9 protein-coding genes are annotated in these 11,380 nt (G+C 70.9%); 7 read left to right on the top strand and 2 right to left on the bottom strand.

Annotation, left to right across the window (positions count from 1 at the left end; all coding sequences use genetic code 11):
- Nucleotides 1-268 precede the first annotated feature (268 nt).
- Both AB0I15_RS66085 and AB0I15_RS66080 read left to right on the top strand, forming a co-directional pair.
- Entirely contained in the window at nucleotides 269-1,432 is a 1,164-nt protein-coding gene (locus AB0I15_RS66085) for a serine hydrolase domain-containing protein (RefSeq protein WP_358120835.1), read from the top strand.
- 99 nt (nucleotides 1,433-1,531) lie between these two features.
- Entirely contained in the window at nucleotides 1,532-2,218 is a 687-nt protein-coding gene (locus AB0I15_RS66080; protein WP_358120833.1) for a hypothetical protein, read from the top strand.
- A 55-nt stretch (nucleotides 2,219-2,273) separates the two neighbouring features.
- On the opposite strand, the gene AB0I15_RS66075 is transcribed toward AB0I15_RS66080, so the two are convergent.
- On the bottom strand, nucleotides 2,274-2,876 hold the full coding sequence (locus AB0I15_RS66075; protein ID WP_358120831.1) for a helix-turn-helix domain-containing protein: 603 nt from the start codon (nucleotides 2,874-2,876) through the stop codon (nucleotides 2,274-2,276).
- Nucleotides 2,877-3,000: 124 nt separating this feature from the next.
- On the bottom strand, nucleotides 3,001-4,224 hold the full coding sequence (locus AB0I15_RS66070) for a cytochrome P450 (RefSeq protein WP_358120828.1): 1,224 nt from the start codon (nucleotides 4,222-4,224) through the stop codon (nucleotides 3,001-3,003).
- 275 nt (nucleotides 4,225-4,499) lie between these two features.
- On the opposite strand from AB0I15_RS66070, the gene AB0I15_RS66065 reads away from it, so the two are divergent.
- The 5 genes from AB0I15_RS66065 to AB0I15_RS66045 all read left to right on the top strand — a co-directional run bounded on the left by AB0I15_RS66065 (nucleotide 4,500) and on the right by AB0I15_RS66045 (nucleotide 11,254).
- Entirely contained in the window at nucleotides 4,500-7,364 is a 2,865-nt protein-coding gene (locus AB0I15_RS66065) for a BTAD domain-containing putative transcriptional regulator (RefSeq protein ID WP_358120825.1), read from the top strand.
- Between the two features lie 74 nt (nucleotides 7,365-7,438).
- Nucleotides 7,439-8,479 (top strand): Gfo/Idh/MocA family oxidoreductase, encoded by a 1,041-nt coding sequence (locus AB0I15_RS66060; RefSeq protein ID WP_358120821.1) that lies wholly within the window; start codon nucleotides 7,439-7,441, stop codon nucleotides 8,477-8,479.
- Nucleotides 8,480-8,853: 374 nt separating this feature from the next.
- Nucleotides 8,854-9,858, top strand: a complete 1,005-nt coding sequence (locus AB0I15_RS66055) for a Gfo/Idh/MocA family oxidoreductase (RefSeq protein WP_358120818.1) — start codon at nucleotides 8,854-8,856, stop codon at nucleotides 9,856-9,858.
- Between the two features lie 88 nt (nucleotides 9,859-9,946).
- Complete coding sequence (locus AB0I15_RS66050) at nucleotides 9,947-10,384, top strand: anthrone oxygenase family protein (protein ID WP_358120816.1); 438 nt, start codon at nucleotides 9,947-9,949, stop codon at nucleotides 10,382-10,384.
- Between the two features lie 408 nt (nucleotides 10,385-10,792).
- The gene (locus tag AB0I15_RS66045) at nucleotides 10,793-11,254 is read left to right on the top strand and encodes a hypothetical protein (protein WP_358120813.1); all 462 of its coding nucleotides are present in this window, start codon (nucleotides 10,793-10,795) and stop codon (nucleotides 11,252-11,254) included.
- The last annotated feature ends 126 nt before the right edge of the window (nucleotides 11,255-11,380 follow it).

Raw genomic sequence — 11,380 nt, 5'->3', positions numbered from 1 at the left:
CCGCACTCATCGCCACCCACCGAACTCGCCGGGATGCTCATGCAACCCTGGAACCCCTGGGCGGATCAAGCCCCGGAGCTCCTTACATGACCCGGGATGCCGACCCGCCGGGATGATCACGACGGTGCTGAGGCCAGCGAACACGCGGGCGCGTTTCTGCGGCGTTTCCGCTCCGGCATGCCCTGTGCGGTCTCTCAGGTCAAGGCCGGGGGCCGGTCGGGGTGATCCCGCATGGTGGTGGGCGGGCGTCACGGAAAGGCTTGGGGCCATGACATTCGCGAACTCAGCGCGTGCCGCCGTGGCGATTACCGGCGTGACCCTGCTCACCGCTGTGACCCTGGCGGCTCCGGCGCAGGCTCGAACGTACGGTCAGGAACGGTTGCAGCGCGACGTGGACGCACTCAAAGCCACCGGCGCCAGCGGCGTACTGGCAGAAGTGCGCCTTTCCTCCCGTACGTTAACCGCCCGCGCGGGCGTCTCCGACCTCGGGACCGGCGAACCCGTCGACTGGAACGCCTACCACCGGATCGGCAGCACCACCAAGACGTTCGTGGCCACCGTCGTCCTGCAACTGGCGGGCGAGGGCCGGCTCAGCCTGGACGACACGGTGGACCGGTGGTTGCCCGGCCTGGTGGAGGGGGGCGCGGAGGTCACGGTGCGGCAGTTGCTCGGCCACACCAGCGGCCTGCCGGACTACGCCGACGACGTACCCCTGGAGAGGGCGACCACGGAGGAGGAGTTCCGGCGTGAGCGCTTCCGCACCTACGGCCCCGGGCAGCTCGTCGCGATGGCGATGCGGCACCGTCCCGTGTTCCCGCCCGGCACGGGTTGGGCCTACTCCAACACCAACTACGTCCTCGCCTCGATGATCATCGAGAAGGTCACCGGCACCCCCTGGCAGCAGCAGCTCCACGAACGCGTCATCGAACCCCTCGGCCTGCGGCACACCTTCACCCCCGGCACGTCACCCTTCCTGCCCCGCCCCCACCTCAGGACCTACAGGCGGCTCACCCCGGGCGGCCCGGCGGTGGACGTGACGGTCTACGCCGCCGGGCAGGCCGACGGCTCGGTCATCAGCACGCCGCACGACGTCAACCGCTTCTACGGCGCCCTGCTCGGCGGCCGTCTCCTGCGGCCGGCGCAGCTCGCGGAGATGAAGGAGACGGTGCCCGCCGCGCCGTACAAGGAGTTCTGGCGCGAGGCGGGCTACGGGCTCGGGCTGATGAAACGCCGGCTGTCCTGCGGGGACTGGGTCTGGTTCCACGCGGGCGGCGGCTGGAACGCCGTCACCGACAACGCCGTCACCACGGACGGCCGCAGGAGCGCCGTCGTCGCCTACGCCACCACCCTCGGCCCGGACCAGTCCCCGCTCCAGCAGATCAAGACGTCGGCCGCCCTGATCGACCGCGCCCTCTGCGCGGATCGCCCCTGAGTCCCCAAGGCAGGTGAACAGGGGCCGTGGCACCGGCTTGACGGGGGCGAAGCGGGGCGATAGGTGTGACGCCCCGCTCCCCCGCGATTTGGATCTTCGGTGTCGAAACTCTCCGTGCCCGCCTTATCCGTCCTGGCGATCCTGCTGCCGCTCGCGCCCGCCGCCATCGAGCCCACCGGGCCGACCGCGATCGCGGGGGCGGCCGTCGCGGCCGTCCTGGTCGTTCCGGCCGTGGTGCTGCGGCGCCGGCGATGGGTGCTCCGGGTGAGTGCGGCGCTGCTGTTCCTCCTCGCCGCGTCCGCGTTCGCACCGCCGCTCACCGGGCTCGGCCGGCCCAGCCGGGAGGAGATCATCACGAGCTTCACCATCGACCGGGGTCGCCGACTCCTCGACGACGCCGCCTCCACGTTCCCGCCCTTTGACGACAACGCGCTGCTGCTGCTCGGAGCGGCCTTCGCCGCGAGCGCGGGCGCGCTGCTCGGCGGCGCGCGGTCGGAGCGGGGGGCGGTGCCGCCGATACGGTGGCGGACCTCGCTGGCGCTGTGGGGCGCCGCCCTGGTGCTGGTGAGCGTTCCGTACGCGATGGCCCTGCTCTTCCCGGTCCCGGCCCCGGCCGCGATCGGGCACGGCATGGTCGCGATGGAGGGCGACTGCCTGGGCTTCGGCGCCTACCAGCGGCTCGGCCCGCTGCTGTCCCCCTTGCTCCTGCTGCCGCAACCCGTGGTGGTCGCGGCGGGATTCGCGGTGTGGGCGCCGCTGGCGATGACCTGCTCGTCGCCGCCCTGATCATCCTCGCGGGTACGGGTGCGGCGGGTGCCTCGTACGGGCCGGGGTGCCGTGCTCACGTGAGGAGGGCGGAGCTGAGCCCGAGGATGGCCGTGACGAGGTCGTCCCCCAGCCCGCGCCAGGACCGCTCCGCGTCGGCCGGGTCGACGCGGCCGGCGGCCAGGTCGGTCTCCAGTTCGGCGCTCATGTGCACGATCAGCAGGCGGATCATGGCGGCGTGGCGTTCGACCAGCTCGGGGTCGCGGTCGTGGGCGCGTGACGGCCGGAGCTGGTGCAGGCGGCGCCACGACGGCGTGTTCAGGTGGGCCTGGACGGCGTGCTCGCGCAGCGACGGCTCCACGACGGCCTGGGCGAGGAAGCGGCCGTACCAGGAGGGGGTGCCGAGCTCGATGTGGTGTTCGATGCTGGGCGCGATGACGCACGTGATCCAGTCGTGGACCGCCACCTCACCCGTGGCGCCGAGGGCGGAGACCATCGGCGCCCGGTGCTGCTCGATGGCGGTCGCGTGGCGGGTCAGGATCGCCTGGATGAGGTCGTCGCGGGTGCTGAAGTGGTATTGGACGGCGGACTTGTTACGCTGGCCCGCCGCCTCGCGGATCATCCTGATGGAGACGTTCGCGAAGCCGTGCTCGGCATAGAGGCGCTCGGCGGTGTGCATGAGCTTGTCTCTGGCACGCAGCGAGCGGGGAGACGGCGTGGAGACAGCCGTGCCGACGTTCAATGCACCGAATCCCGATCTTGTGTTTCCGCACCGTCTCCCGTCGATTATGGCCGGTACACGGTCACCACGTGACCCAGACGTCCTGCAGCCCGCCGGACATCCCTCCGACACGCAGCTTGAGATCGTCCGCGGAGTCCCGCAGCCGCAGCTCCGGCAGCCGCCGGGTCAGCGTGCCCAGCACGACCTGGAGCTCGACCCTGGCCAGCGGCTGGCCCAGGCAGTAGTGCTTGCCCGCGCCGAACGTGAGGTGCTGGGCGTTGTTCTCGCGCCGCGGGTCGAAGCGGTCGGGGTCGGGGAACTTGCCGGGGTCGCGGTTCGCGGCCGGGATGTTGGGGATCAGCGTGGTGCCCGCGGGCACCCTGACCTCGCTCAGCTCGACCTCCTCGGTGAGGAAGCGGGGCACTCCGCCGATGACCGACAGTGTGCTGTCCAGGCGCAGCACCTCCTCGACGGTGCCGGGGATCAGGTCGGGGTCGTCGATCACGTCCTCGAAGCGGCTCCGGTCGGCAAGCAGCATCGCCGTCATGATGGCGATCATGTTGGAGGTCGTCTCGTGGCCGGCCAGGAGCAGGCCGCGTACGGTGGCGATGAGCTCGCCCTGGCTGAGCCGGCCGTCCTCGGTGTCGGTGATCTGGGTCAGCTCGCTGAGCAGGTCGTCGCCGGGGTCGGCGCGGTTGCGGTCGACGAGGTCGGACACGTACGCGTTGAACTCCCGGTACGCCTGGTCGACCTCCTCCTGCGTGAACCGCGTCAGCGTCAGCATGACGCGCGACCAGTGCGCGAACTTGTCCTGGTCCTCACTCGGCGCGCCGACCAGGGCGCAGATGACGCGTACGGGCAGCGGCAGGGCGAGCCCGGCCGACAGGTTGCCCGGGGAGCCCTTGGCGAGCATGGCGTCCAGCAGATCGTCGGTCATCGCCTGGACCCGGGGCCGCCAGACCTCCATTTTGCGGGCGGTGAACCAGCGGCTGAGCAGGCGCCGCCACCGCATGTGGCCCTGCCCCTCGCCGATCTCCATGGCGCCTTCCCGGCGCCGGCCGAAGAGGCCGCCGTCCTTGGTGGTGGCCAGCCGGGCGGCGCCCTCCCTGGCCAGGTTGCGGCTGAACCGGGGGTCGGCCATCACCGCGCGGGCGTCGTCGTACCTGGTCACCAGGGTGGCCACGTCGCCGCTCGGCAGGCGTACGTGCGACACCGGGCAGCGTTCGCGCAGCTCGGCGAGCTGCGGCGGAGGCTCCAGAGCCGTGGGGCGGTCGAACGGGAATTCGGGGATCGCGTCGGCGGTCAACAGGTCCTCCAAACTCGGAGTCAGTCCGGCCTTACGAATATAAGGTGATCACCTTATTAAGGCAATCGCCTTGAAATACCGTTCGGTGTTGACGCCGACGAGTCAGGCGTCGACGATCTTGATCCGGGTCACGTCGTAGTCGCGGAGCCTCGCGGTGGCGAAGGTGGCGCCGGTGAAACGCGCCGCGGAGCGTGTCAGTGTTCTTGTCGTACCGCGTCGCCATTGTGATCGTGTAAGCCGCGATGTAAAGGGCCGCGAGCCGGGCTGGGAGAGCCATGGAGTTCAGGGTGCTGGGGCCGGTGGAGATCTGGCGCGACGGGCGTAACGTGCCGATCGTCGGTGAGAAGCTGCGTACGCTGCTCGCGATCCTCGTCCTGCGGGCCGGCCAGGTCGTCCGGCACGACGAGCTCGCGCACGCGCTCTGGGGGGAGCGGCCACCCGCGACCGGCCGCCGTGCCCTGCACAGCCAGCTCTGGTCCCTGCGCCGGCTCCTCACCCAGGAGAGCGCGCTCTCCACCAGCTCCGGCGGCTACGCCTTGCACGTCCCCGATCGGGGCTCGGACCTGGCGGTGTTCAGGGCGGCGGTCGCCGCCGCGCAGGTCGCGCGCTCGATGGGTGACGTGGCGCAGGCGGCGCAGGAGTTGAGGAGCGCGCTGGTCCTGTGGCGGGGGCCCGCGCTCGGAGGCACGCGCCCGGAGTTCCAGCTCGTGGAGGGGCATCCGCTGGAGGAGCTGCGGCTGGCCGCGCTCACCGATCGCATCGACGCCGACCTGGCGCTCGGCCGGCACGCCGAGCTCATCGGCGAGCTCAGGCAGGCGACCGCCGCCGCGCCGCTGCACGAGCGCTTACGAGGCCAGCTCATGCTCGCCCTCTACCGGGACGGGCGGCGGGCCGAGGCGCTGGAGCAGTACACGCTGGCCCGCCGCTGCTTCAGGGACGAGCTGGGCCTGGAGCCCGGCGACGAGCTGGCGAGGCTGCAGCGGGCCGTCCTCGACGGGGACCCGGAGCTGCTGGGCGAGGGCCGCGCCACCCCGGCGGGCTCCCCGCGTCAGGTGCCACGGCAGTTGCCGGCCGACGTCCCGCGGTTCACCGGGCGCGGAAAGGACCTCGGCACGCTCGACACGCTGCTGGGCTCGGTCCTGGTGATCTCGGCCATCGCGGGCACGGCCGGCGTGGGCAAGACGGCGCTGGCCACCCACTGGGCGCAGAGCCGTACCGAGCGTTTTCCCGACGGCCAGGTCTACCTGGATCTCCACGGCTACTCGCCGCGCAGCCCGGTCGCCCCGGGCCAGGCGCTGGAGCGGCTGCTGCGGGTGCTCGGCGTGCCCGCCGGCGAGATCCCGCACGACGTGGACGAGAGGGCGGCCCTGTACCGCTCCCTGCTCTCCGGCCGCGAGATGCTGATCTTCCTCGACAACGCGGCGACCGCCGACCAGGTGCGCCCGCTGCTGCCCGGATCGTCGCCGAGCAGGGTCCTGATCACCAGCAGAGACTCGCTGCGCGGCCTGGCCGCCACCCACGACGTGGGCTTCGTCGAGCTGGACGTGCTGACCGCCGAGGAGGCGGAGGCGCTGCTCCACGCGCTGCTCGGCGGCGGGCAGGCGCCGGGGCCGATCAGCGCGCTGGCCGCGCTCTGCGGCCACCTGCCGCTCGCGCTGCGCCTGGCCGCCGCCCACCTGCACGCCACCCGCGAGCCGGCCGCCGCGCTGGTGGCGCGCATGCGGGCGGGCGGGCGGCTGGAGGCCCTGCACTTCACCGAGGATCCGCACGTCGGCGTCCGTGCCGCGTTCGCGCTGTCCTACCGCGCGCTGCCGCTGGTCACGCGGCTGGTGTTCCGGATCGCGAGCCTGCACCCGGGCGGCGCCGTCGGCCTCGACGCGCTGGCGGCCATGACGGAACTGAGCGCGCCGGCGACCCATCAGGCGGTGGCCGAGCTCGTACGCGCCCATCTGGTGCAGCTCGACGAGCACGGGCTGATCGTCATGCACGACCTGGTCCGCGAGTACGCCAGAGAACGCGCCGCGGCGGAGGACGACGAACTCGATGCGGTCACCCGGCTGCTCGACTGGCAGGCCCACACCGCCCGCGCCGCCATGGGCTTCATCGATCCGGACGCGAAGCTGCTGCGCCCCTCCGTCGATCAGCCCGCGGTGACCAGGGAGTTCGGCGACCGCGAAAGCGCCCTGGCCTGGCTGAACGTCGAGCACCACAACAGCGTCGCGCTGATCGCGTACGCCTCCCGCCACGGCCGGCCGGCCCACGCCTGGCAGCTCGCCTACATCATGGCCTACCACTTCTACCAGGCCGGCCACATCGACGACTGGCTCGCCACCCAGCGCACGGCCCTCGATGCGGTACGCGACGTGGGCGACGTCCGCGGCGAGGCCATGGTCCTGACCACGCTCGGCCACGCCCTGATGGCGACCGACCAGTACGGCGACTTCCTGACCTGCCAGCGTCGGGCGGCGGAGCTGGCCCAGGTGGCCGGCGACCGGCGCATGCACGCGGAGGCGCTCTACTACGTGGCCCACGGCCTCTACCGGACCGGCGAGCTGGCCGACGCGCTGGAGGTCAACGAGCAGGCCCGGCTGCTGTACGTCGAGCAGGGCGACGAGGCGGGCCGGCTCGCGGCCCTGTACGCCGAAGGGATGATCGACATCCGGCTGGGCAAGATGCGTCACGCCCTCGAATGCCTCGACATCGTCCTGCCCTCCCTGAGGGAGCGCGAGCGGCGGCACGACGAGGCGTACCTCCTCATCGACATGGGCATGGCGCACGCGGGTCTCGACGACCTGGCCGCCGCCGCGAGCTGCCATGAGCAGGCGCTGCGCATCGCGCGCGAGTTCGGGGACCGGCTGATGGAGGCCGACGCGCTCTGCCACGTCGGCCACATCGCGATGAGGAGCGGCGACTTCGAGGCGGCGATCCGCCATCAGGAGGAGGCGCTGGCCCATGCCCGGCGCCTGCCCAGCCGCCTCATCGAGAGCCGGGTGCTCAACGGCCTGGGCGAGACCCATTCCGCGCGTGGCGATCAGGAGCGGGCCCGGCGGTGCTGGACGGACGCGCTGGAGATCGCCCTCCGGATCAAGGATCCGTACGAGGCCGAGACCGCCCGCACCGGATTGGCCCACTTGCCATGAATCCCGAAAAAGTCGTACCGGACCTTCTGCCATCGGAGAACGTCGTACCGGACCTTCCGCCATTGGAGAACGTCGTGCCGGACCTTCGCATCGCCGTCATCGGGGCGGGCCGTATCGCCCAGGCCGCCCACCTCCCGGCGCTGGCGCGCGCCGACGGCGTCCGCCTCGTCGCCCTCAGCGACCCCTCCCCCGTGCTCGCCGAACGGGTCGCGAGCCGTTACGAGGTCACCGGCTACCGGAGCACGGACGAACTGCTGGCTCACCCCGGCCTGGAGGCGGTGATCATCGCCGTGCCCGACAGGCTGCACCTCCCGCTGGCCACGCGGGCCCTGCGGGCCGGCAAGCACGTCCTGGTCGAGAAACCGCTGGCGGACACGGTGGCCGACGGCGAGAAGCTGCGCGACCTGGCCGCCGAGACCGGCCTGCACCTACAGGTCGGCGCGATGAAGCGGTACGACCCGGGAGTGCAGTATGCCGCCGAGGCCGTCAGGAACACGATCGGCCGGGTGCTGTCGGCCACGATCTGGTACCGCGTGATGGGCCGCCTGCGCCCGACCACCGAGGCCACGTTGTTCCCCCCGCGGATCGTGGACGAGAACGTGCTCGTGGGCGAGGCGGCGTACAAGGCGGACCGGCGGCGCTACCTGCTGACCACGCACGGCGCCCACGTCCTCGACGGCCTGCGGTTCCTCCTGGGCGATCCGACCCGCATCAGCGCCCAGGCGTCGAGCCATGGCGGCGACCACACCTGGCACGGCGTGGCCAACCTGAGCGACGGCGGGCTGGCGAGCTTCGAGATCAGCGCGGACGTGCACGCCGAATGGTCGGAGGGCGCCGACATCTACGGCGAGAAGGGACACGTCAAACTGCGCACCCACTTCCCGTTCACGTTGCGGGCCGGCGACGTCGAGGTGTTCGACGAGGAGACCTGCACCACCGCCCGGCCGGTGTTCGGTGACACCAACGCCTACGAGCGGCAGATCGAGGGGTTCGCCCGCGCCATCCGTCTCGAACTGCCCGACAGTCCGAGCGCCGACGACGGCGTGGCCGCGCTCAAGCTGATCGCCGCCGTGGCCGAGTCAGCGGCCGCGAACGGGGCCGGGGTCCGCCTGTGACCGAACTCGGGATCTTCGCCCGTTCGTTCCCGAGCGGCCGGGCGGCGAACGTGGCCGCGGCGTTCCTGCGCCTTCACGCCGCATCCCGCGGTTGATGGTTCGCGTATTTCGCCGAATCCTCGTTGAATTGCAGGCGTCCTATATTCTTGAATAGCGACCGGCACATTTACAGCCGTTTGTCGTGATGGTAATGTCCGGGAGTGTCGCAGGAAAAGATATCGCCACCTGGAACAATGCAACAAGACCTTGCCGTGGCTCTTTTATTATCCGCACGACATCCCGCCGGCGGGTGATTTCGCGAGATTCCCTTGCGGCCGGCGAGATCGTTCGCGGTGACGGCCGCATCGAGCCCGAGCACCTCCAGGGAGGCGAGCATGTGGCGCGTCGGTGTGCTGTCCGGGACGGGCACGGCCCGCAAGCGGACGATCCCCGCCCTGCTCGGCTCGGACCTGTGCCGGGTGACCGTCGTGCACGGGCGCGACGAGGAGCGTCTGGCCCAGATCGCCGAGCTGGACCCGGGCATCGAGCGGACCACGAGCGAGCAGGGCTTCGCGGGGCTGCGCGGGCGCTATGACGTCGTCTACATCGCCTCGCCGCCGTTCCTGCACCCGTCGCACCTGCGGCTGGTGGTCGGGCTCGGCCTGCCGGTCATCTGCGAGAAGCCCCTGGTCGTGCGGCGGCATGAGCTGGAGCCGCTGGAGCGGCTGCTGTCGGACGCCGCCCTCCCGTTCATGCTGGCCCACCACGTACGCCACCAGCCGGCCGTCGCCTTCATCGCCGAGGTCCTCAGATCGCGCCGCTACGGCACCCCGGTGTCGGCGAGCCTGCAGTGGTGCTTCGACCTGGACCACGGATCCCGCAACGCCCGCTGGAAGCTCGATCCGGAGCTGGGCGGCTCGAACGCCCTGTTCGACGTCGGGTCACACGCGATCGACCTGGCCCTGCACCTGTTCGGCACGCCGCCGGGGGTGTGCGCCACCGGCCACCGGATCCGGAGCACGACCACGTTCGACCTGGTGACCGCGGTCCTCGGTTATCGCGATCATCCCGTGACGGTCACGGCGGGGCAGTCCGGCAGCGACCGTGCGAACGACCTGCGGATCACGTTCCCCTCGGCCGTGCTGCGGGCGCCGGGGCTGCTCGGCGAGAAGCCGGTCGTCGCGATCGAGATCGAGAGCGCGGTGGGGACCGAGGTGCGGGCCTTCGAGCCGGTGAACCTGTATCTGGCCGAGGTGGAGGACTTCTGCCGCGCGCTGGGCGGGCCGGAGCCCGCGGGCGCGACGGTGGCGGACGCCGTGGCCGGGGCGCGCGTCATGTTCGCGGCGGAGGAGTCGCTGCACAGCGGCGGCTCGGTCATCGAGCTGCGGGAGATCGCGTAAGGGGCGGGACGCGGTTCTGGACGCCCGCGTATGGGATTGAGCGGACCGGCCATGGACCGTCCACATCCTCGGGGATCACGATATGACCATGCAGATACTCGCCTTGATCACCCTCGTGCTGCACGGCTCCCTCACCGGCCTGTTCTACACCTTCTCCATGTCCGTCATCCCGGGCCTCAACGCCATCGAACCCGCCCAGGCCGAGGCGGCGATGCGCGGCATCAACAAGAAGATCCTCAACCCGTGGCTCTACCTCGTGTTCCTCGGCTCACCGATCGCCGCGCTGGTGGCCGGGTTCCTCGCGGACGCCCCCGCGGCCATCTGGTTCTTCGCCGCCGCCGCGGTCAGTTTCGTCGGCTCGTTCCTCGTCACCATGGCCGTCAACGTGCCCATGAACAACGCCATCGACGCCGGGACGATGTCCTGGAAGGACTACGCGCCCAGGTGGACCGCCTGGAACACGCTGCGGGCGGTGGCGAGCGCCGCCGGGCTTGTCCTGGTCGGAATCGGCCTGATCAATCTGTAGGTCTTACGCCTGGCTTATTCCCGTGGGAGTCCAATCGAACAAATCTACGTGGAGGACAAGGTGACGCCCACGAATGCCGATCAACCACCCGAGGAACTGTCATTCGGCCCGGACGAGCCACGCCGGCACGTCCCACGACCGCTGATCATCGCCGCCGCCGCCGCGCTGGTCGCGGCGAGCGGGATCGGAGTGGCCGCGGCGGCGTCGGCGAGAACACCGACGCCCAGCCAGACGCCCACAGAAACACCCACAGAAGCACCCACGGAAACACCGACTGAGACACCTACAGAGACCCCTACCGCCACACCAACGGAGACGCCTACTGACACACCCACCCCGACATCTCCTCCGGATCTCGCGCCGATCAACCCGTGGGGGTTCGTCGGCGCCATGCACGGGGAGTTCACAGTGGCGACCAAGGACGGTTGCGGGACCGCCACCCTGCTCGCCCAGACCGGGCAGGCGACCGCCGTCGCGGAGGACTCCATCACCGTGCGGAGCCAGGACGGCTTCGAGAAAACGTACGCGATCGACGACACCACCCGCACGATCGCGGGTCGTCGCGGCACCAGTGAGGTGCGGCAGGACGACTGGGTGTCCGTGACCGCGACCACCGACGGCCAGAACGCCACGGCCGTCCACGTCTACGACCTGTCGCGGCCGGGCAAGCGCATCTGGTCCTACCAGGGCTGGAAGCGTTCCTGGCAGTGGTGGGCGGGTCCGCCCCGCTGGCAGACCCCCACCTCGTGCCCCACGCCGACACAGACCGTGACGCCTACCGAAGTACCGACCGAAACACCTACTCAGACACCGACCGAGACACCGACTTCCGAGCCGACGCCGTCGGTTTCTGACACCCCGAGTCCGTGAGCCCTCTGTCCCGAGCGGCTCCTCGTGGGGACTTTAGTAGATGCGGTACTTCTTGCCGCAGTTGTCGAACTTGCCGGCCCAGCAGGTGAAGGTGTAGACCTTCTTGATCCCGTGGCCGTTCCAGGC

Origin of the sequence: Nonomuraea sp. NPDC050643 (genome assembly GCF_040654715.1) — a bacterium.
Classification (GTDB): Bacteria; Actinomycetota; Actinomycetes; order Streptosporangiales; family Streptosporangiaceae; genus Nonomuraea.
This window is presented reverse-complemented; position numbering and strand designations above follow the sequence as displayed.